We start from the raw sequence: 23,123 nt of genomic DNA on the forward strand, positions 1-23,123 counted from the left end.
AAATCCTGCTAAATCCTCAAAATTATTTTTGTTTATGTATAACGATCCTCCACTTATCCTTCTTTGTTTTCCCTTCAATAGCCAGTAATTTGCTGCGCCCGTATCCGCGTACAGATACAGTATCACCTGTACGGCATTCAAAAGAAACGGAATCAACTGTTTTCCAATTGACTTTTACCAGTCCATTTGCGATAAGCGGTTGTATTTTTTGACGTGAGAGGTTGTAAATTGCTGAGCATACCACATCAAGACGTAAGGATGAAACCGTCGTAACAAGCTCGTGAACGTCTTCAAAATGCGGGATCAACTCGTTCATTGTAATTTCTTTAAGGCTGATTTTAGCTCTACCAACTTCTTGAAAATTCATTTTTATGTAATCTGCCACTTCACTTGCACAAACAAATTGGACGATTGATTCAGAAAAGCGGATATCGCCAAATTTTGAACGTTTTAACCCAAGGCTCATTAGTGAACCAAGAACCTGTCGATGCTGCAGGGTTATAAATTTACTAGGATACTGCACTTCAAAAACTGATAACTTAAAATCCTCTTGTTCCGGCTGAAAATAATCTGGATACAATAACGCTCGTTTCCGTTCTGTATCAAGACTGCCCCCTGAGAATGAAACTTTCACATCTGAATTTTCTCCAATCACAGAAGCAACAATCTCTTGCTCTCTGGGATCTAAAAAGTCGGTAAGCTTAGGGTGGTATTGATCAACAACACTTTCCATCCATTCCAAGACCTGGTCAATAAAGTGACGTTCTTCACCCCGAAAATGCTGATAAATTTGGTCCATTATTACAACTCCAGTAAGCTCATTCTCAATATATAAAATTCATGTGAAAATATGGCTCTTTTCTAAAAAGTACTTAGTATAACATTACATTAGGCAATATGCCTTACTCCTGTAACTTCAGACCCTGTCTCACACTTTGTCTTAAACAAAAAGAGGGACGAAATAGTTGTCCCTAGCCAATCATTGTAAAGAGTGATGAAACTCCGTATTGTGCAAAGCGCAATGCTAAGATAGCAACAATTGGAGAGATATCAATCATTCCTAATGGAGGTATTATTTTGCGAAATGGTTCTAAATATGGTTCACATATTTTTGCTAAAAATTGTCCAAAACCTGATTCTCTAGCTCCTGGGAACCATGAAAGTAATATGTATACAATAATTGCATACGAGTAAAACGTTAGCAATGTGTGTATTACACTATATAAAATGTCCATTTGTGATTACCACCTTTGTTGTTCTTCGTCTGAAACCAGCTCAGAAATAGATCCTGAGACATCTACGTTATCAGGTGTACATAAAAAGATATTCATTCCGATCCGCTGAATATCACCGCCGATCGCATAAACTGTACCACTTAAAAAGTCAACAATCCGCTTCGCCTGATCCCGTTGAATGCTTTGAAGATTAACAACAACAGCACGACGATTTTTTAGCTGATCTGCAATTTCTTGTGCCTCTGCATAAACCCTTGGTTCACATAGAATAACTTTAGAGGATTTTTGCACGCTTTGCAAACTTACAACATTTTGTTTTGGGGCATGCGGCTGTGATTTTTGAGGGATCTGCGGCTGCTCCTCATATTCAGGCTGCTGTTGTTCTTCATTCTCAACATATTCATATTCTTCATCATCTAATGCAAAAAAACTTTTAAACCTATTTTTAATTGACATATTAAACACCTCCGTTTTCATTACCAACCAGTGATGTACCAATACGAATAAAAGTTGCTCCTTCTTCAATTGCAATTTCATAATCATTGGACATTCCCATAGATAGTTCATGGCAAGGTGCAGATGAAAGCCCTAAAGCTTGTACTTCTTGCTGGATCGTTTTAAGTTTTTTAAAGCATGTCCGGATTAACTGTTGATCATCTGTAAAAGGGGCCATAGTCATTAAGCCGACAACTTGAATATTTGGATAAGATTTCAAGTCTTTTACAAAATCGATTATATTTTCAGGTGAACACCCGTGTTTTGACTCTTCTCCAGATACATTTACTTGAATAAAACATTTAATCGGTTTTGTTGCGCGTTTATCAATTTCCTTTGCGAGTGAAAGGCGATCAAGTGAATGGATGAACTCTACCTTATCAATGATGTTTTTCACCTTTCTCGTTTGCAGGGTACCAATAAAATGCCAAATTGCTGCATCATCAAGTTCTTGATATTTTGCATTCAGTCCTTCATCGCGATTTTCACCTAAATGAGTAACTCCAGCAGCAATTGCTTCTTTTGCCCTTTCAATGCTTACATACTTCGTCACTGCAATGACTTTAATTTCTGCTGGATTTCGACCACTCCGATTACAAATGCTTTCGATATTTTCCCTGATTGTTAAATAATTATCCTGAACGTTCATGTATCAAGTTAAGCCTCCTTATAAATACCGATAAAGCTTAACATTCGACCTGTTTTACCACCATCACGCCGGTGCGAGAAATACAGATCTTTTTCACAGCTTGTACATTGCTGTGAAATTGTTATGTTTTCTTCCTTTACTCCCGATTCTAGAAGCAAGTATTTGTTAAGCTGTTTTAAATCCAATTTATATTGTCCATCTGAAACAGAGTGATATACAGAAGGATACTTCCCAACAACGGTTTTGTTAATTGCAGAAATCACCTTATCATCCACTATGTAGCAGCATTCACCTATCGCAGGTCCAATTGCAACTTTAATATCCAATGGATCGGCATCTTCTTCATCAATCCATTTTCTAACCATTTTACCGCCAATATCATTTACAGTTCCCTTCCAGCCGGCATGTGCCAGACCAATTAAATGTTTTTCGGGAGCAATAAAATAAAGTGGGACACAATCAGCAAAACATAATGACAGCATTACCCCAGCATCTTTTGTGTATAATCCATCAGAGCCTGCAAGACCTTCTTCATAAGCGGCTAAGCCTCTCCCGCGATCCTGTTTGGATACTTTTTCAATATGAGTGGAGTGAATTTGTTCAGCAAACACCCAATTCTTCAATGGAAAAGAGAGGCATGATGCCAAAATCCCCCTGTTTTGGACAACCTTTTCCGAATGGTCCTGAACATGTAATCCAAGATTTAAGGTAGAGTATGCATCACTGCTAACGCCCCCAGATTTTGCGGTAAATCCTACGGTAAGACCTTTTATAAGGTTCTCCCACTGAGGCAGTGATAAAAATGTTGTATCTTTTTGTTGAAAAGGTTCTGCTGCCATTATCATTCAATCCTTTATTTTCGATATTTAAAAACGGTGTTTCGCACTTATTTTACCACATCTTATCAGTTAGGGTTAGTTTGAATGACAAATTATTCATCTAGCCCCTCAATTTGTCGATTCATTCTCACTAGAATAACATCTTCTCCTATCTTCACTATATTTCGCCATGGAATGACGAATTCCTCGTCTTTTCCAAAAAAACCTAACATTTTCCCATGACTATTAATAATAATCGCTTGTATTTTCCCATTGGTCACATTGATATCAAAATCATCGATATTCCCCAATTTTTTCCCATCAGACACATTTACAACATCTTTTGTCTGAAATTCTGAAATATACATCATAACGCCTCCTGTCCCTTATAGCGACACCCTATTACATATCTATGTAATGTGGATGATAAACTATTCAGTTGAAAAAAAATTTTTTAGTATTATTAAGAACAAAAATTCAAATTCCTGAAACCGCCTAAAGCAATTAAAACGATTTGGAATAAAAGAGTGTTTTTCTCTTCAAAATCCAAATTGTAGAGATTTACAGAGCTAGGATATACCCAGGAATCGAAAGTAAATTTTTATCATCTGTTCCAGAGCTTATATAAACGAAAAAGACTACTCATATTGAGCAGTCTTAGTTTTGAATATTTTTATTCATTTGTTTGATTGCAGCTTTTTCTAATCGAGATACTTGTGCTTGTGATATACCGATTTCTTCAGCAACCTCCATTTGTGTTTTCCCTTGAAAAAATCGTTTTCGAAGAATTAATTTTTCTCGACTATTAAGACGTCTCATTCCTTCTTTTAAGGCCAATTCTTCAATCCATTGAATATCTCGATTTTTTTCATCGCTTAATTGGTCCATGACGAAAATTGGGTCTCCCCCATCATTATAAATGGGTTCAAATAATGAAACAGGATCTTGAATGGCATCAAGTGCAAAAACAATCTCTTCATGCGGGACTTCCAGTACTCTTGAGATTTCTTCAGCAGTCGGTTCTCTTGATGTTTCACTCATAAGACGTTCCCTGACTTGGAGTGCCTTATAAGCAATATCTCGAAGTGAACGGGAGACACGAATGGGATTATTATCCCTCAAATACCTGCGAATTTCACCAATAATCATTGGTACAGCATATGTTGAAAATTTGACATTCTGGCCTAAGTCAAAATTATCGATTGATTTCATTAATCCAATACAGCCAACTTGAAACAAATCGTCAACAAATTCTCCTCTGTTGTTAAAACGCTGGATTACACTAAGTACCAATCTTAAGTTGCCATTCACCAGCTCTTCTCTTGCTGATAAGTCTCCATTTTGCATTTGTTTAAATAGTTCTCTCATTTTCTCGTTTTTGAGGACTGGAAGTTTTGAGGTGTCTACTCCACAAATTTCGACTTTATTTCTTGTCACATCTTTCCCTCCTAACAGGAGCTGCTGTACAGTGTTAAGTATCTCCTTGAGTGGAAAAAATATGCACAAGCCTTTCATGCAAGGAAGGGAAGATTTGTGTATTTTATTTGATAAAATAAGGAATTTTTAAGTGAAAAAAATTTTTTAAACCATTTTATTAAATTCTTTTTGCAATCTTTTAATAATTCGCTTTTCAAGCCTTGATATATAGGATTGGGAAATACCAAGCATGTCAGCAACATCTTTTTGGGTCTTCTCTTCGCCGCCTTGGAGACCAAATCGGAGCTCCATAATTTGTTTTTCCCGATCATTTAACTGCTGCAGAGCTTTCATTAATAATTTACGATCAACATTTGCTTCAAGGTCCTTTGTTATGATGTCATCTTCAGTTCCTAATACATCGGATAAAAGTAACTCGTTTCCATCCCAGTCAATATTCAACGGTTCATCAAATGAGACCTCTGAACGTAATTTATTGTTTCTTCGTAAATACATAAGAATTTCATTTTCAATACATCTTGAAGCATATGTAGCAAGCTTAATCTTCTTTTCTGGATTAAAGGTATTAACCGCTTTAATTAAGCCGATTGTTCCAATGCTTATTAAATCCTCAATATTAATACCTGTATTTTCAAACTTACGGGCAATATATACCACAAGACGTAAATTTCGTTCAATTAAGATTGATCTGGCTGCTTGGTCCCCGGAAGGCAGCTTTTGTAACAAAAGTTCCTCTTCTTCCTTTGAGAGGGGTGGCGGCAATGCCTCGCTGCCTCCGATGTAATATACCTCGTCAGTTTTGATTCCTAGCTTGATTAATAGTTTATACCATAAGTAAGTAAGGTGTAGTTTAAGTTTTTTCATGTTCCTCCCCCTTCTAAAATAAAAGAAACAGAGTAAGATAGAAGTAACCAAATTTTTATTGATTTCTAACTATAATCTAAAAAACAAGTTTAATTGTTGTAATAAGCATTAATAAACTGCCTAAGATACATGTTCAATAGATTGACCTTGCAGCATTTTTGGATGAACAATGCATTCATATTCATTTTCAGAAGATAAAGTTGTACGGTTTAAGCCAACAATTGTTTTATGTACCTTAATTTTTTCATTTTTTGTTTCTATCCACACTTCATCTGGTTTAAAGCCTAATAAAAACTGATTCTCGCTTCCAACAACGCGATATGGAATAATTCGGACACGATGTTCCCAAGGATGACTTTCATCCCCGCTCTCACTCAAAGATCTCATGACATCCTGCTGAAGAGCTTGATAAACAAGCTGAGCTGGTATATACTCCTTAGCCTTCATTGTATCAATAACCATAACCGGGCTTCTTGTGATTGGATCATAAAGCTGATTACCGCTATCAACAAGACCGCTTAACGTAAACTGGGTTGAATCTACACTTATCGTAACGGTTACCATTTGGTCGAAATGAATCTTTTTTGCTTCAAGACCCTCAAGTCGATTCCTTGAAAATATCCACATAATTGGGAAGCCGATTAGTACAAATAGCCAGCTTATTGGATGCCCAAAACCGGAGGAATTTGTCATGAGAAGCCCATCTAAATACTTCATTTCTGCTTGTAAAAAATAATGAGCACCAATCATACCTCCGCCAACCATAAAAGTAACAAAATAAAAGGTTAGCAAGCTTTGAAAAAAATAGCGAAACCGATAAAATCCAAAGGCTATAATCACCATCATCATAGATATAATCATTTTTCCTATAGGGTGTGTCGCCATAAACGCTAATGGTGAAAACATCATTAAGACTATGCTTGAACCTAAAAAGGCTGCAAGAAGAATTCGAAGCTTATAAATTTTCCTTTTCAATGCAATAGCTGTTAATAAGAGCAGAAACAAATCAAAGGAGAAGTTTAAAAACCAAATAACGTCTAAATAAATAGACATTCTCTACTCCTTTCCGTCTGGTATAAAGCGAGATTACAGCAGTAGGGGTTTTCTCGAAGTACAGGATGTGTATTAATGGTCTGACTTTGGTACAGGACTTGCCAAAGTTAGTCGACTATCTCCCACTGATGGGCAACAATACTTATCCCGCTTAAACCGCCGCGTCAATTTGCCTAGCGAGACATGAACATCCTGTCTTAGTTGGCACTTCATGTGCTGATATCCCCACTCAATTTTCTAAGCTTCACTTGAATCTTTAAATGGGAGCCTTACTGCCCGTCAAGGTTGGGATAAGAGTAGCTTTAAGCCTGATTTGTATTGCCCGATAAGATTGGATAAAGATACCTTTTCATCTATTACTTCCACATTATAAATAGATGAGGACCTATAGCCATTAGTATAAATCTTCATTAATAGGAAGTCTGTCACTTACTGCCGAGAAAACGTAAGAATTTTTGATAGATTATTAGAATTTTTGTCGAGTTTTTAGAAGGAAAAAACGATTTGTGAGAGGTCTAGAATAGTAGCGATTACTATTAACGAGGGGATAAAGCGAGACTTATCGGATCTTTACTAGTTGTTTTCTTCTAATCTTTCTTACTTTACTTGTTTTACTGCCCCCTTAAGATGGGATTTATGAGACTTCTATCAGTTGAGTTTCACAAATAGTTAGCAAAACATATTACGCATAAAACGTGATGCCTAATGTTTCCGCATCACATTGACAATCTGATCTTCAATGAAGTTCCGCTAATTAACTTTGAGTTGCACTTCAATCTTTAAGCGGGGATTGAGTCTGTTAATATGGAATAAAAAAAGAGTGCATAAATCATATGATCTGCACTCTTTTTCACTTATTTTAAAGTTTTTAGCGTCGTTTGTTTCGATTTCTTAAGAATGTTGGGATATCTAATGTATCCTCAGCTTGTTGAATATTATTACGAGTAGGGTTTTCCTGAACTGGTTCTTCTCGCTTCATTTCACGTTTTGGCATAGCCTTCGTTACATTTCCAGTGTTAAATTGACGAGGTTGTTGACTTAGCGGGTTAACCTCTTGTTCAGTGAATCCAGTTGCAATGACAGTAACTACAATCTCATCTTTAAGATTTTCGTTAATGACAGAACCAAAAATCATATTTACATCTTGGTCTGATGCCGTTGCAACAATATCAGCAGCTTCTTGAACTTCATATAGACTCAAGTTTGTGCCTCCAGTAATGTTCATTAAAACACCTTGAGCCCCATCGATTGATTTTTCAAGCAATGGACTTGAAATAGCTTTTTTTGCTGCCTCTGCTGCGCGATTTTCGCCAGTTGCTACGCCAATACCCATCAAAGCAGAGCCTTTATTTGACATAATTGTCTTAACATCAGCAAAGTCCAAGTTGATTAAACCAGGAGTAGCGATCAAGTCAGAAATACCTTGAACCCCTTGACGCAATACATTATCAGCTTCTCTAAATGCTTCAAGCATAGGTGTGTTTTTATCAACGATTTCGAGTAGACGGTCATTCGGTATAACGATAAGGGTATCGACAGACTCCTTCATTGAAGAAATTCCGCCAGCTGCTTGCATAGCACGTTTACGGCCTTCAAATGTAAATGGTCTTGTAACTACCCCAACCGTTAAGGCGCCTAGATCTTTTGAAATTTGTGCAATAACCGGAGCAGCCCCAGTACCCGTTCCGCCTCCCATACCGGCTGTAACGAATACCATATCCGCGCCTCGGAGTGCTTCTTCAATCTGCTCTCTGCTTTCTTCAGCAGCTTTTTTTCCAACCTCAGGATTTGCACCTGCTCCCAATCCACGGGTAAGCTTTGATCCAATTTGCATTTTAACTTCAGCTTTAGATAAATTTAATGCTTGCGCATCAGTATTAACAGCAATAAACTCAACACCTTGAACTCCGTGCTCTATCATTCGATTGACAGCGTTATTACCACCGCCACCTACCCCGATTACCTTGATGGTAGCTAAGCCGTCAATATTTGTATCAAACTCCAACATGCGAAATCCTCCTAATCCCTCAAATGACTAATTGATGTGAACTATTCAAAGAAGTAGCCAAAGAACTTCTTTACTTTATTAACTTTTTTCTCTTCTTGTTGTTGCTTATGATTTGAACGTTGTTGCTGTGGCTGTGGTTCCTTAGCAGCTGCTACCTCCACAGTATTTACAGAAACATTTGAACCTATTTTTCTGCCTTGAATTTTGGCATTCTTATGTGCAAATTGAATTAAGCCTACTCCCGTCATATATTGAGGTTCTCTTACTCCAATGTAATCAGGGCTTGCGATTCTTACGCTGTTTTGAAAGACTGCTTGTCCTAATTCAAGAACTCCTGGCATCCGAACAGTTCCGCCCGTTAGGACAAATCCGCCTGGCAGTTCGCGGACACCAAGTCGTTTTAATTCGTAAAGAATCAAATCGTAAATTTCTTCAAGTCTTGCTTCAATAATATCAGCTATTTCTAATTGATTAAAGGATCTCTTTTGATCTGAACCAATGATGGCAACTTCAAATACTTCGTCTTCTGATGCATGATCGTAATAAGCATGTCCATATTTGACTTTAATACGTTCGGCTTCATCAGTAGTTGTACGCAGCCCGATTGATATGTCCTTTGTAATGGTTTCTCCTCCAACTGGAAGAACACTGGTTGCCACTAAATGATTCTGCTCAAATACAGCAATTGTTGTGGATCCACCGCCGATGTCAACAAGAGCTACACCTAGGTTTTTCTCATCCTTAGATAGTGCAACAGACCCAGCAGCCTGCGGTTGTAAACAAATATCCGTTATTTCTAAGCCTGCACGCTCTACACAACGCAGTAAATTATGTAATATCGTTTTCGAACCAGTGATGATGGATCCTTCCATTTCCAGACGAACACCCAGCATTCCTCTAGGATCATTGATCTCATCCAATCCATCTACTATAAATTGTCTTGGGATGACATCAATAATTTCCCGTTCTGGCGGAATTGAAACAACCTGAGCTGCCTCAATAACTCTCCTTACATCCTCATTTGAAATTTCCCTATTTTCACTTGAGACTGCTACAACACCATGGCAATCTTGTAAGTGTACATGGTTACCGGTAACACCTACAACAACTCTTTTTAAGGAGATCCCCACCATTCTTTCGGCTTGTTCAACAGCTTTTTTTATAGAATGAACGGTTTCATCTATATCAACTATAGATCCTTTTCTTAATCCTTCTGATTTTACGTTACCTACACCAATAATGTTTAAAGTATCATTCGCCATTTCACCAATAATTACTTTAACACTGGATGTACCGATGTCAAGACTTACGAATAATTCATTGTTGTTCATTCTAAGGCACCTCCCCATCTATCAATACTTTCTATTTTATTCGTTTAAGAACAACATGACAATGAATCTAGTTTTACATATTTGTAACAAAATGATTTTTTATCTATTTACTTATTTTTCGCCCTATTAGGTTTATTCGTCAAATAGTTAATTTTCCCTTTTAAATATTCAATTTTTTTTCAGTTTTTCTCTGGAAATAGACCATTTTGATATTAGGATTCTTCTAATGACAGCAATATTTTGAAATAATCTAACTCCAAAGGCAAATACTGCTACTAAATATAAGTCTACACCAAGATGTACACCGAGAAAAGCTAAACTTGCAGCTAAAATGATGTTAAAGAAAAAGCCTGAAACAAAGACAACTTCATCATATATTTCCTGCAGATGTGCTCGAATACCTCCTAGTAGAGTATCTAGGGCAGCTAATATCGCGATTGATAAGTAATTTGAATATTCAGGGGGAATCCGAAGCTCAGATACCAAACCTAAAAACACACCTAATATTAGACCTAAAATGGGAAGCCACATGTTATTTTCCCCCTTCTTTTGTTTCTAATGGCTTCATATTTTTCACTCGAATCGTATCTTCATAAGCAGGAATGATTATGTTTTCTAAAGGCTTTGACACGGTTAGGCTTAGGTTGTCAATGGCAAAATCTTCGTCAGTTGTTGACGCACTCATCCTATTATATAGTTTATCGGCATCTTTTGAGATTACATTAATTTCGATAGGATACTCATTCAGGCTGTAATTGTCCATTTTTGTTTGGCCATTAATATCTCTGATAACACTGGAATTAATTAACCGCCTACCTTGTATCGAAATTTCTTCTGCATCATATGAATTTAATTCATTAATCAGCCGTTTTAATAGATCTGGCGATATGCCTTGCAGAGGTTGTCCAAGCAATTCCTCAGAAAATAAACTATCAATTGTAATAATGATACCTGGTCCTGTTACTTCAGTTAGACCCGCCTCTTTTTTGAGAACATTTAAGGTTTCTTTCAAAGCAGCTTCAGGGTTCTGATTATTTTCAGCTTCATATGTTTCTATGATCTCATTGTATTTTCTAATTTCTGATAGTAGTTCGACCTGAAGCTGCTGTTCCTTTTTCAAATCTTCTCTAAGCTGCCACATATCCCTGGTATCCCTCACAATAGGCTCTTGTATTGTTCGAAATTGAATCGCAAGCATTAGTCCAAATATCATCGTTAAAAGTGAAAAACTAAATCCTTTTTTCCAGCTCGTTTGCTTCAATTCAACCACCTGACTGTTCCCAAAATATAACTAATGCTTATAGGAGCCTTTTATGAAGAGGACTTATCCTCTTGTAACAAAGGCTTCATGTTGATTTCATCTTTTTTCTCAACAGTAACAACAATATTATCATATACCAGTTGATCAAGAATTCCTCCAGCAATATTAAGTGCAGGGATTAAAACATCGGGATCACCGATTGCCGTGATGACAAATGGTGCCGGGAATTGATTTCCATCCACCGTTATAACGGGTCCGTTACAGTATATATAGGAATCACTTGATAACCTTTGGCCATTAATTGATATCGCATCAGCCCCTGAAATATAGAGTTCGTTAATAACATTAAATATATGGCTTTCATGAACAATATAATTATTAACATTTTCACCGTCTGGGATATAAGATGCATCCTCTAATGTTATTTCCACGCCCTTCCCAGCTACGGGGAGATCTCCAACATACATACGAAGCTTCTCAACATCTTCAACAAGATTAGAATAAACCTGCTTTTGATTTTTTAGAGACTCTTCAATTTTTTTCACTTGCTCTTGTTTTTCATATAATTCATTCTGTAAGCCTTGATTAATTTCTTCGTTTTTGATGAAAAGGGATCTTATTTCGTATTCTTTTTTCCATTGTTCCGCAGAAATTACATGCTCTTGATTTTTTTCTTTTGTAAGCTGATATGAATAGGAAATTAAAAAACCTAAAACAAGGAGGATAAGGGATAAAATAACATACCTACCCTTCAGTTTCATTCTCGCCTTCATTCTCCTCCTCCTCTGCATTTAATGGTTCATACGATTCAAAGTATGAGCCTACTTCCAGATGAATAATTCCCCGGCTATTTTCATCAAGCTGGCTTATAATATCAGGGTAAGTGGCCATTTTTTCTGAGAAAGTACGAACAGAAGCAAGGACTTCATAACCATCATTCATATAAAGATGAATTAACCATGGATCTGTTTTTTTCGGTGTATGATGGATTTCAGAGATCGAGTTTAATATTCCTGGCGATAGCTTTTTAAGTTCATCTATCATAACCTCAATCGCTTTGTCATTTTCCCAATCAATTAATACAGGAGCGTCTGCGGGGGCTGATACCTGTTTATCCTTTAATACATCACCATTTTCAAGGATAGGTAAATAGGAACCATCACGTTCAATATACGCAATACTATCATGCTCTTCTACTAGTAAGACGATATGGTTCGGTAATTTTTTTTCAACCTGTACATCTTTAATTTGCAAAAGACTTTTTACAGAAGTCACTACTTGTTCCGAATTAATGCTCCAAAATTCTGAAGAAGTCGTGATTCCACTTAGTTCAATAATTTTTTCTGACTCAACCGTTTTATTTCCTTTTACTGAAATACTTGCTACTTTACTCAAAGGAGATTGAAAGTAAATAACAAGCAAAATAAGCAGGAAGAAAACCGATAAAAAAGAAATTAGTCTCCGATTCGTTTTCTGTTTTCTTTGTTGCTGTAATTTTGGTATACGATCCTCTAACGAAACAACTTTTTTCTCCAATCCTGTTCACCCCACCCTATCAGACACTAGGCAAACTCTCCATTCATTTAAAGAATTCAATACTTCTCTAAAGTTATTATTACGAACACACAAAAAGCACTCATATGATTACGAAAAAAAACAACTTTTTATGAGAAGGTTATTTTTTTTCGAAAACAAACGAAGAGTGTTCATTGTTAATTTCTGATAACTTGTCCTAGTATATCGTATTTAATGATAAAACAGGACTGTCTCAAAAGCAAAGGGTCAGACCCTTCCTGAGACAGCCCATTTGTTAACCGAAACCATTATTCAATACTAAAAGAAAATCGAGCCAATTCCATTAATTCATGAACAATTTTACATTGTCATTATAACACAGGAAAAGGTAATAATGGTGAGGTTTGTTTAATTAAGGCCAATTATTTCGACCTCTGTTTCCAATGTAACTCCGTAAGTATCAAAAATCGTCTTTTTCACGAATGAAATAAGATCTAAAACATCTTGTGCTGTCGCTCCTCCAGCATTCACAATAAAGTTTCCATGCATTTCAGATATTTTTGCTCCACCAATTTGATACCCTTTTAACCCGGCTTCTTCCACTAGCTGCCCAGCATATTTAGGAAGGGGATTGCGAAAAATACTGCCAGCGCATGGGTAATTCCAAGGCTGAGTTTCTCTTCGATAATCCTTATTTTTTTGCATAACTGCTACAATATCTTCCTTTTCACCTTTTTGCAAGTTTAATACCGCTTCAATACAAATTCCAGGCCTTTTTTCTTGTAAGATCGAAGTTCTGTAAGAAAACTCCATCTCTTTATTCGTTAACCATTCCATCGTTCCATCTTCAAACAAAATATGTGCTTTCTCTACTATTTTGGACATATCTGATCCATGCGCACCAGCATTCATGTAAACTGCTCCTCCGATGGAACCAGGTATTCCGCTTGAAAACTCTAAACCAGACAAGCCTTTTTTACTTATAAGGGTTGCGAGTTTAATAACGGAACAACCTCCGCCAACAGTAAGAGTTTCCTCATCTAATTCAAAATCATCCATTCCTGAACCAAGCTTTATGACAACGCCTTGAATCCCCTTATCTGCCACAAGAAGATTTGACCCTCTCCCAATTGCTCTCCATTTTGCTCCATGTTTTTTTATAATTTGAAAAGCTCTACTCAGGTCGTCAATGCTATTGGGTTCAATAAAGATTTCTGCAGGCCCCCCAATTTTCATTGTTGTATGCTTTGCCAGCGGTTCATTTTCAAGAACCTTACCTATATTCGCATCTGCCAATTCTTTATATAATGTATTCATAGTTACCTCCTTAAGCTGCCTTTATTTCCTTGAAAGTTCCTTCATCACCTGATATAGCCTTGAAGCTGCATCTGGAATACCAAGTTCTTTTGAAGCCTTCTTCATCTCAACTAATTTTCTTTCATTTAATAAAATTTCATCAATATGAGATAGCAGTAAGCTTCCATTTAGATCTTGTTCACGAAGCATCATTGCTGCATCATGGTCACTTAAAGATCTTGCATTTTTTTCTTGGTGATTTGCTGTAACATATGGACTTGGAATTAATATGCTCGGAATTCCTAATGCGGTGATTTCAGCAAGTGATGTTGCTCCAGCTCTGGAAACAATTAAATCTACACATGCCAAAACCTCTGGCATATTGTGAATAAATGGTTTAATTACTACATGTGAAGCATCACTCAATGCCCCCATTTCCTCCATCACTTTCTCATAATGGACCTCTCCTGTTACATAAACAACCTGGTATGGTTTATCATTTAAAGACGGAATCATTTGCAGTACAGCCTCATTAATGGCTTTCGCGCCACGGCTGCCTCCGAAAATTAAGACCGTTTTCTTTTGTACTGTAAGCCCTAAAGAATGTCTCCCCTTTTCTGCATCTTGACCTAAAACCTCTGAAGCCCGAGGATTCCCTGTTAAAACTACTTTATGCTCAGGAAAATACATTCTTGCATCTTCAAAGCAAATGGCGACTTTGTCGACATATCGGGATAAAAATTTATTCGTAATACCAGGCAGACTATTTTGCTCGTGAATAATGGTCGGAATTTTCAGCTTTGAAGCTGCATAGACGACTGGTCCGCAAACATAGCCACCCGTACCGATCACAACATCAGGCTTAAAATCTCTTAAGTATTTCTTACTTACTGTTACACCTTTTAAAAATCGCATGACGGTTTTAGCATTATCGAATGAAAGTTTTCGTTTAAAGCCCGTAATTTCAATGGCTTTAAAATTAATCCCTTCTCGCTTTACAATGTTTTTTTCTAATCCATTATTTGTTCCAATATATAAAAATTCAACATGTGAATGATGTTTCTTTATTTCTTTTATTAACGCAAGAGCAGGATAAATATGGCCTCCTGTACCTCCGCCGCTAACAACGACCTTCATTTTGCTCCCCCCATTTTTATAAATTGTTATGGTTAGCGACTTAGTATAACAGTCGCTTCTTCATATGTAAACGTAACGAAGGCTGACTATTAAGGTACTCACTTAAGGCACATATTAAAGCCTAAAGTCTGTTGCTTCCCTATCGTCAGCCTCACTATATCATTATCATGATAAACAACTTTTGATTAAACCTTTAATATTTTGAATACCTGCTTACATTTAATAAAACACCGATGGCCATTAACATTAAGGTTAATGATGATCCTCCATAGCTTAAAAATGGCAAGGTAATTCCTGTAACAGGCATTAGACCTGTTACAACCCCAACATTAATCATAACCTGAATCGCAACCATTGTGATGATTCCAATTGCTAAAAAGCTGCCGTATAAATCAGGAGCTCCTAATGCAATCCTTACTCCCCGCCACAACAGTAAACCGAAAAGCAATAGAACAAACGAGCCCCCGATAAACCCTAACTCCTCTGCCAATATTGCGAAAATAAAATCAGTTTGCGGCTCAGGAAGGTAAAAAAACTTTTGTCTGCTTTGTCCGAGACCTAATCCAAATAATCCACCAGGACCAATAGCATAAAGGGACTGGATAATTTGAAAGCCGCTGCCTAAAGGATCTTCCCATGGATCTAAAAAGGATGTAATCCTCTTAATCCGGTAAGGCGCTGACAAAACTAATGCTACAAACCCTGCAACTCCTAAGAGACCAAGCCATACAAAATGGGTAATTCTTGCGCCCGATACGAAAATCATCACAATACAAGTTCCTACCATTACAGTACCTGTACCTAAATCAGGCTGCATCATTATAATGCCAAATGCCATAAAAACCAAACCCAAAGAAGGTATCAGACCTTTTTTAAACGAAGTAATCTTTTTCTGATTTTCAGAAAGAAACTTTGCTAAAAAAGCGATCATGGCCAGCTTCATGAATTCTGAAGGCTGAATGGAAAAAGCTCCGACACCAATCCAGCTTCTCGAGCCGTTCCTCTCCATTCCGATTCCGGGAATCAAGACGGCAATTAAAAGGAAAAAGCAAATGATGATTAACATTTTTGCCCATGATCTCCATGTCCAATAATCAACATTCATTAAAAAGAACATAGCGATAACACCCACACCAGCAAATAAGAGCTGACGCTTAGCAAAAAAGAATGAATCATCAAATTTATACGTCGCCCACACCGCACTGGCACTGTAAACCATAATGAGACCAACTGTTAAAAGGAGCAACGTAAGGATCACTAAAATAAAGTCTGGTGTAGACCTTTTTGCTGTCAACGCCGAACACCCCTGTACCAATTTATTTAAGGGCTGTGGTTAGAAAAGCGTAAGCGTCTTGCTCAGCGACATATGAACTAAGAGCACTCCAATTATTATAGAGGAAGTTCATTAGTCGCCAGGCGCTTGACCTAGACACAAAAGCTACGTACAAAAATTATACTTTTTTACCTTTTGACAAAAGCGCGAGCGCCTTGAACCAAAGTTTAGAATAAATCGTACAAGCCCTTACTTAAGCTTATGCACGGCATGTATAAAAATGTCTCCTCTTTGCTCAAAAGTTTTGTATTGATCCCAGCTTGCACAGGCTGGTGATAAAAGAATGACATCATTTTCTTCGGAGATTTCAAACGCCGCATTTACCGCTTGTTCCACATTATCGACACGTTTTACAACTTCTATTCCACTTTCAATTGCAATCCTTTCTAATTTCGGGGCTGTTTGACCGAATAAAATCATTGCTTTTACATTTTGCAAATAAGCTTTAAGCTCATCAAACTCGTTACCGCGATCAAGTCCTCCAGCAAGTAAGATAGTCGGTGCAGTAAATGCTTGAAGAGCTTTGCTGGTTGCTAAAATATTGGTTGCTTTAGAATCATTATAAAAACGGCGCTTGTTTATCGTTTCAACATATTGAAGTCGATGTTTTACACCTGTAAAGGTTGTTAGAACTTTATGAATGGATTCGTTTGCTACTCCCCTTGTTTTTACTGCAGAAACAGCAGCCAGTATATTTTCAAGGTTGTGAATACCAGGCAAGACGATATCCTCCAAAGAAATAATTTTTTCACCTTTATACCAAATGCTATTATCTTTTATATAGGTACCGCCATCTAGTTCAGTTGTTGTAGAGAAGTAGAGTTTTTTTGCATTCGATTTTTCTGAACGCTCACAAACTTCCTGATCATCAAAATTAATAATCGATACATCTGATTCCGTTTGGTTCTCATAAATTTTTCCCTTTGCGTAGACATAATCCGCCTTCGTTCCATGATAATCTAAATGTGCATCAAAGATATTTAGAATGATGGCAATAGCGGGCTTAAACTCAATCGTTCCTAATAGCTGGAAAGAAGACAATTCCATTACAATAACATTGTCTTTTGTAGCCTTCTGTGCCACCTCACAAGCAACCGTACCGATGTTTCCCGCAATTAAAGGCTGCTTTTGATCTTCCTTGAGCATTTCATATATTAAGGTTGTTGTTGTTGTTTTCCCGTTTGAACCAGTGATTGCGATGATATCTGCTTCAGATATTTTATACGCTAATTCAACCTCTGTAATAATTGGTAGATTGCGCTCTGCAGCTAGAGAAATCAATGGATTTGAATATGGAATTCCGGGATTTTTCACAACTAAATCAACTGTGTTTTCCTCAAGTAACGAAAGTGGATGTCCCCCGCAAACAACCTTTATCCCAAGTTCTTTTAACTCTTGAACAGCTTCATCCGTTTCAGTTGCTTTAAAATCATTAACTGTCACCTTTGCTCCAAGCTGATGTAACAATTTAGCGGCTGCTAAGCCGCTTTTTGCCAATCCTATAACTAAAATCTCTTTATGTATATAATCACTAATCTTTTTCACTTACATCCACACCTCAATATAGATTCCAAGCACTGCAAAGACAAACCCAATTGACCAGAATGTGACAACAACTCGCCACTCAGACCAGCCAACTAATTCATAATGATGATGAAGAGGGCTCATTTTGAAAACTCTTTTCCCAGTTGTTTTAAATGAAAGTACTTGTATGATCACAGATAGAGTTTCAATTACAAATACTCCCCCAATTAAAACAAGTAAAATTTCCAGTTTTGTTAAAATCGCGATTGTAACAATTGCTCCGCCTAGGGCAAGCGAACCAGTATCACCCATAAATACTTTTGCAGGATGTGCATTAAATACTAAAAACCCTAATACTGCCCCTACAACTGCAACTGAAAAAATCGCAACATCATATTGTGATTGATTCCAGGCAAGAACAGCAAAAGCACCAAAGGCAACAGCAGCGGTACCTGATAATAATCCATCTAAACCATCTGTCAGGTTTACAGCATTTGAACCCCCAACAAGCATAAAAATAACAAGCACAACATAACCCCAGCCTAAATCAAAGGATAACGAAGTACCCGGAACAGCAATCTCAGTCGAAAACCCATATTGGGTAAAAACAAGATAAAAGATAACGGCAATGATAACTTGACCAAGCAATTTTTGTCTTGATGTTAATCCGAGGTTTCTTTTCATTACAACTTTTATAAAGTCATCTAGAAACCCTAGTAAACCATAGCCGATTGTGACAAACAATAGTAAATACATTTCAACACTTAATTGAGAGAATTTTCCTGTCATCACGATTGTCGTTATAATGATTGAAATGATAATCATGACTCCTCCCATGGTTGGAGTGCCTGATTTCTTTTGATGTGATTTAGGTCCTTCCTCTCTGATGCTCTGACCAAATTTTAATCTCCTTAGGTAAGGAATAATGATCGGAGAAAGCAGTACACTTATTAAAAATCCCATGACGAGTGTAATTAATATAACCTGCTCTAGCATGTATACTCCCTCCCTTCTATCGTTGTCTTAGTCAATATTCTGCTTACATGTACATGGAAATTATCATATAAGCAGTATGCTTTAATAAGATTATTTAATTGAATATCATTCATTTTATCAACTTCTCTTTCTATCCTTTGTACCTATCCTATGATGAAATGGAGGACGAAACAACACCCATTTATATTACATAAGTTCCCCTATTTCAGTCATAGACTAGTTTGTTTCATAGACGGTGTATTCTTCATCGTACCCTAACATTGTTCCGATCCTTAACTTTACCTTTAACCGGAAGATTACTTGCTTTCATTAATGGCTTTTAAAGCAACTTCCTTGTCATCAAAATCAAATGTTTGATCACCGATAATTTGATATGTTTCATGACCTTTACCAGCGATTAAGATGACATCACCTTTTTTTGCTTTCTCAATTGCGAAGAAAATAGCTTCTTCCCGATTTGAAATTAAATGATAATGCTCTCCAGTAACCCCTGCTTCCATGTCTTTAAGAATCATCATTGGGTCTTCACTTCTTGGGTTATCTGATGTGAAAATAGGTTCGTCACTATATTTTACTGCAATTTTTGCCATTAGCGGCCTTTTTGTTTTATCCCTGTCACCGCCACATCCTACTACACAATACACCTTACCTTCAGCAAATTGCTTTATTGTTTGAAGAACATTTTCTAAACTATCAGGAGTATGAGCATAGTCGACAATTACAGTATAATCCTGACCTCCATCTACAAGTTCAAAGCGTCCTCTGACACCTTCAATTTCCTCTATTGCTTTAATAATTGTATTTAATTCAATACCAGATGCTAAACTTGCAGATACTGCAGCTAAAACGTTATAAACGCTAAATTTCCCTAGCATCTTAATGATTACTTTTTTCGTACTGGCTGGTGTCACTAATTCAAATTCTGTTCCTTTAGACGTCATTTTAATGTCCCTAGCCATAATATCCGCACGATTATCAATGCCATAGGTGATTATTTTAGCAGCTGTCATTTTTATAAATTCTTCTGAAGCTTCTTCATCCGCGTTTAAAACGGCAATTTTAATTTGATCATGATCAAAACGATTCCCTAATTGAGCAAATAAAAGGCCTTTTGCATATTTATATGCTTCCATCGTTTTATGGTAGTCTAAATGATCCTGAGACAGGTTTGTAAAAACTGCAACATTGAAATCACAACCATGTATTCTTCCTAAATGGAGAGCATGTGAAGAAACCTCCATAATGGCATGTGAAACCTTTTTCTCATTCATCTCCCGAAATGTCTTTTGAAGCGTCAAACTTTCAGGAGTGGTGTTTCTTACACTTTTTAATTCCTCTGCAATTTTTATGTACATCGTACCAATCAAACCTGTTGTTTTATCAGCTTCTTTTAATATTCTTTCAATGATATGTGTAGTTGTTGTTTTCCCATTCGTCCCAGTTACGCCAATTAGATGTAAATTATGAGTTGGCTGACCATAAAAGATATCGGCCAGCACCGCCATTGCCCGTTTCGTGTCCTTCGTTAAAACTACCGGAATATCTAACCCTTCCAGCTGTTTTTCGGCCAAAATTGCCGCAGCTCCACTTTCCTGGGCCTTCTTTGCATAATCATGGCCATCAACTGTATAACCTTCTATACAAATAAATAAACTGCCATCCTTTACTTCCCTTGAATCCATCTCAATCGATGTAATAAAGGGATCTTCTTTTACATCAATTAATGTCTCATGCAAATATGTAAGTAACTCTTTTAATTTCACGTTTCTTTCCTACTTTCATAAAGGTTCAGGTCATTTCATAAGTGAGACTTCAATCAGTGGGATTTTCTTCATCCCTACAAATGGTTTGCGAAATTTCGGATCTTTACGCAGTATCCCCACTTTTCTTCTTATCTTCTTATTATTTTTGCTGCATGTTAAGCTTAAGATGAGAACAAGGAATGTTGTTTTTATCAACTAAAACCTGCTTCATCATACTCCGTTATTATTTTATCTTACTTATTTAAAAAGAGCCATCCTTCGTTTCATTTTCTTTTGAAAAACGCAGTTAAAATTTAAATGTTTTATTTTTTTGAATTTTCATCCAACCTATTAAACAGAAAGAAAGCCTGACAATCTTGATTTCTAGATCACAATTGCCATGCTTTCTACAGATTACTCGTTTTCCTGGCTCTGCTTTTTATCGCTTTCACCTAAATATACTCGCAATGTAGATCCTTCTTTTACTTTTACACCTGCTTTTGGGGACTGTTGCACAACAACATCTCCTTCACCAGCAACATCCAGCTTCAAATTTACAAACTGCTCAGTTAACTCTTGTTTAGTCAGCCCTAAAATATTCGGGATTTCGACTAATTTTGTGTCCAGCCATTTATATTCCTTTTCAATTTGATTTTTTCGAGGTTTAACACCCAGCTCTGGCAAGACATCGCGCATGATATTTCCTACAATTGGAGCAGCGACGGTTCCACCGAATTGGATGGTTCCTTTTGGATTATCAACAGCCACATAGACCACCACTTGAGGATCATCTGCTGGTGCGAATCCGATAAATGAAACGATATGATTGTTTTCCATATAACGTCCATCTTTAACCTTTTGGGCAGTTCCGGTTTTACCGCCTACACGATAGCCGTCAACATAAGCATTACGTCCTGTCCCAAGTGCAACAACACTTTCAAGTGCGTAACGGATTTCCTTCGATGTTTCATCAGAAATTACCCGTTTTTTAGCCTCAGGTGTTTGTCTGCTGATCACCTCGTTTGTTACAGGATCCACCCATTCCTTTGCAATATAAGGAGTATATAGTATTCCTCCATTTACTGCAGCAGAAACAGCCGCCACCTGTTGAATCGGTGTTACCGACACACCTTGACCAAACGCTGTTGTTGCAAGCTCAACAGGTCCGACCCTCTCCGGATTAAACAAGATTCCTCTTCCTTCGCCTTGTAGGTCAATACCTGTTTTTTGACCAAAGCCAAAATCCTTAATATATTTGAAAAGTGTCTCCTCCCCAAGTCGTTGGCCTAGTTCTACAAAACCGGGGTTACATGAGTTTTGTACAACTTCTAAAAAGGTTTGGTGACCATGTCCTCCTCTTTTCCAGCATCGCAGTCTAGCTCCATCAACCTCTACCGAACCGCTGTCATTAAACGTATCTTTCGTTAGATTTACCTTATTTTCTTCTAATGCTGCAGCTAATGTAATGATCTTGAAGGTAGACCCTGGTTCATAGTTACTCCAAACAGGCAAATTACGGTTATACACCTTTGGGTCAACCTCTCTAAAATTAGCAGGATCGAAATCTGGCCTGCTAGACATCGCCAAAATTTCACCATTATTAGGATTCATTGCAATCGCTATAATACCGTCTGGATTATAGGTTGCTTGTACATTATCTAATTCTCGCTCAACAATTGTTTGTACTCGTGAATCAATCGTTAATCTTAAATTATTCCCATCAACAGGTGCTGTGTAATCATCTGCTTCATCAGGCATTCTTTGTCCTTTTGCATCCGAAAAAAACTTTACATATCCTTTTTTCCCTTTTAACTCCTCGTCATAGTAAGCCTCTAAGCCCAACAAACCTTGGTTGTCAATTCCGGCAAAACCGAGAACATGTGATAAATAGCTTCCGAATGGATAGTAACGCTTTGAGTCCTCCGCAATATAAATTCCTTTTAAGCTCAAGTCTCTTACTTCATTTGCTTTAGCATGTGAAATTTTTCGACCTTCAGGATTGATCCTGACTATGGATTCATTTTCGGTAACATGCTTATACGCTTTTTCCTCTGACATATTTAATACAGCGGCTAATTTTTTTGCGGTTTCAGCAGGATTTTCAATTTGTCTTGGTACTACATATATGGTAGGTGCACTCATGTTTGTTGCCAATTTTACACCGTTGCGATCTAAAATTTCCCCACGCTCAGGCTCAAACGGAATATTTCTGCTCCATAAATCCTTTGCACCAGATGTTAGAGTATCCCCAAGAAAAAATTGTACGTACCCTAGACGTATATCAATCACAAAGAAAATGAAAAAACCGAATAGCAACGTTAAAGCTAGGCGCTTTCTTACCGTTACATTTGATACCCGCATATCCATTACTCCCCCTTGTCTAGGCTCGTTCAAATATATGCTTGTACATCGTTAGATAGAACCTATTA

At 37.1% G+C, this 23,123-nt stretch carries 22 protein-coding genes; all 22 read right to left on the reverse strand.

Going from position 1 to position 23,123, the window contains the following annotated elements; translation table 11 throughout:
- Positions 1-22: 22 nt before the first annotated feature.
- The gene (locus WQ54_RS01315) at positions 23-799 is read right to left on the reverse strand and encodes an RNA-binding protein (RefSeq protein ID WP_046510987.1); all 777 of its coding nucleotides are present in this window, start codon (positions 797-799) and stop codon (positions 23-25) included.
- 172 nt (positions 800-971) lie between these two features.
- A complete protein-coding gene (locus WQ54_RS01320) occupies positions 972-1,235 on the reverse strand; it encodes a YggT family protein (RefSeq protein ID WP_046510990.1) in 264 nt (87 codons plus the stop codon).
- A gap of 6 nt (positions 1,236-1,241) precedes the next feature.
- Entirely contained in the window at positions 1,242-1,691 is a 450-nt protein-coding gene (locus WQ54_RS01325) for a cell division protein SepF (RefSeq protein WP_046510993.1), read from the reverse strand.
- Between the two features lies 1 nt (position 1,692).
- Positions 1,693-2,379, reverse strand: coding sequence for a YggS family pyridoxal phosphate-dependent enzyme (locus WQ54_RS01330; protein WP_046510996.1), 687 nt, complete (start codon positions 2,377-2,379; stop codon positions 1,693-1,695).
- 8 nt (positions 2,380-2,387) lie between these two features.
- Positions 2,388-3,218 carry a peptidoglycan editing factor PgeF gene (gene pgeF, locus WQ54_RS01335; RefSeq protein ID WP_231597427.1) on the reverse strand — a complete coding sequence of 277 codons (831 nt, stop codon included), beginning with the start codon at positions 3,216-3,218 and terminating at the stop codon, positions 2,388-2,390.
- Between the two features lie 92 nt (positions 3,219-3,310).
- The gene (locus WQ54_RS01340; RefSeq protein ID WP_046511002.1) at positions 3,311-3,568 is read right to left on the reverse strand and encodes a YlmC/YmxH family sporulation protein; all 258 of its coding nucleotides are present in this window, start codon (positions 3,566-3,568) and stop codon (positions 3,311-3,313) included.
- 286 nt (positions 3,569-3,854) lie between these two features.
- On the reverse strand, positions 3,855-4,634 hold the full coding sequence (gene sigG / locus WQ54_RS01345; protein WP_046511006.1) for an RNA polymerase sporulation sigma factor SigG: 780 nt from the start codon (positions 4,632-4,634) through the stop codon (positions 3,855-3,857).
- A gap of 144 nt (positions 4,635-4,778) precedes the next feature.
- Positions 4,779-5,498: an RNA polymerase sporulation sigma factor SigE gene (sigE, locus tag WQ54_RS01350; RefSeq protein WP_046511010.1), complete on the reverse strand. Its 720-nt coding sequence runs from the start codon at positions 5,496-5,498 to the stop codon at positions 4,779-4,781.
- 120 nt (positions 5,499-5,618) lie between these two features.
- A complete protein-coding gene (gene spoIIGA, locus WQ54_RS01355) occupies positions 5,619-6,551 on the reverse strand; it encodes a sigma-E processing peptidase SpoIIGA (RefSeq protein ID WP_046511013.1) in 933 nt (310 codons plus the stop codon).
- An 868-nt stretch (positions 6,552-7,419) separates the two neighbouring features.
- Positions 7,420-8,559 carry a cell division protein FtsZ gene (gene ftsZ, locus WQ54_RS01360; protein WP_046511016.1) on the reverse strand — a complete coding sequence of 380 codons (1,140 nt, stop codon included), beginning with the start codon at positions 8,557-8,559 and terminating at the stop codon, positions 7,420-7,422.
- A gap of 41 nt (positions 8,560-8,600) precedes the next feature.
- Positions 8,601-9,890, reverse strand: coding sequence for a cell division protein FtsA (ftsA, locus tag WQ54_RS01365; protein ID WP_046511019.1), 1,290 nt, complete (start codon positions 9,888-9,890; stop codon positions 8,601-8,603).
- Positions 9,891-10,058: 168 nt separating this feature from the next.
- Positions 10,059-10,421 (reverse strand): small basic family protein, encoded by a 363-nt coding sequence (locus WQ54_RS01370; RefSeq protein WP_046511020.1) that lies wholly within the window; start codon positions 10,419-10,421, stop codon positions 10,059-10,061.
- 1 nt (position 10,422) lies between these two features.
- Positions 10,423-11,151 (reverse strand): DUF881 domain-containing protein, encoded by a 729-nt coding sequence (locus WQ54_RS01375; protein WP_231597428.1) that lies wholly within the window; start codon positions 11,149-11,151, stop codon positions 10,423-10,425.
- A 50-nt stretch (positions 11,152-11,201) separates the two neighbouring features.
- Entirely contained in the window at positions 11,202-11,906 is a 705-nt protein-coding gene (locus tag WQ54_RS01380; RefSeq protein WP_046511665.1) for a DUF881 domain-containing protein, read from the reverse strand.
- Positions 11,896-12,687 (reverse strand): cell division protein FtsQ/DivIB, encoded by a 792-nt coding sequence (locus WQ54_RS01385; protein WP_046511021.1) that lies wholly within the window; start codon positions 12,685-12,687, stop codon positions 11,896-11,898. The genes WQ54_RS01380 and WQ54_RS01385 overlap by 11 nt, the downstream gene beginning before the upstream one ends.
- Positions 12,688-13,074: 387 nt before the next feature.
- On the reverse strand, positions 13,075-13,983 hold the full coding sequence (gene murB, locus WQ54_RS01390) for a UDP-N-acetylmuramate dehydrogenase (RefSeq protein WP_046511022.1): 909 nt from the start codon (positions 13,981-13,983) through the stop codon (positions 13,075-13,077).
- Between the two features lie 21 nt (positions 13,984-14,004).
- Positions 14,005-15,099 (reverse strand): undecaprenyldiphospho-muramoylpentapeptide beta-N-acetylglucosaminyltransferase, encoded by a 1,095-nt coding sequence (gene murG / locus WQ54_RS01395; protein WP_046511025.1) that lies wholly within the window; start codon positions 15,097-15,099, stop codon positions 14,005-14,007.
- A gap of 193 nt (positions 15,100-15,292) precedes the next feature.
- A complete protein-coding gene (gene spoVE, locus WQ54_RS01400) occupies positions 15,293-16,393 on the reverse strand; it encodes a stage V sporulation protein E (RefSeq protein WP_046511028.1) in 1,101 nt (366 codons plus the stop codon).
- A gap of 228 nt (positions 16,394-16,621) precedes the next feature.
- Positions 16,622-17,977, reverse strand: a complete 1,356-nt coding sequence (murD, locus tag WQ54_RS01405; RefSeq protein WP_046511031.1) for a UDP-N-acetylmuramoyl-L-alanine--D-glutamate ligase — start codon at positions 17,975-17,977, stop codon at positions 16,622-16,624.
- Entirely contained in the window at positions 17,978-18,952 is a 975-nt protein-coding gene (mraY, locus tag WQ54_RS01410) for a phospho-N-acetylmuramoyl-pentapeptide-transferase (protein WP_046511034.1), read from the reverse strand. It lies immediately after the preceding gene.
- A 296-nt stretch (positions 18,953-19,248) separates the two neighbouring features.
- Positions 19,249-20,715 carry a UDP-N-acetylmuramoyl-L-alanyl-D-glutamate--2,6-diaminopimelate ligase gene (locus tag WQ54_RS01415; RefSeq protein ID WP_046511037.1) on the reverse strand — a complete coding sequence of 489 codons (1,467 nt, stop codon included), beginning with the start codon at positions 20,713-20,715 and terminating at the stop codon, positions 19,249-19,251.
- A gap of 393 nt (positions 20,716-21,108) precedes the next feature.
- Entirely contained in the window at positions 21,109-23,055 is a 1,947-nt protein-coding gene (locus WQ54_RS01420; protein WP_046511668.1) for a stage V sporulation protein D, read from the reverse strand.
- Positions 23,056-23,123: the final 68 nt, after the last annotated feature.

This window comes from Bacillus sp. SA1-12, from assembly GCF_000981385.1.
Classification (GTDB): domain Bacteria; phylum Bacillota; class Bacilli; order Bacillales; family Bacillaceae; genus Metabacillus.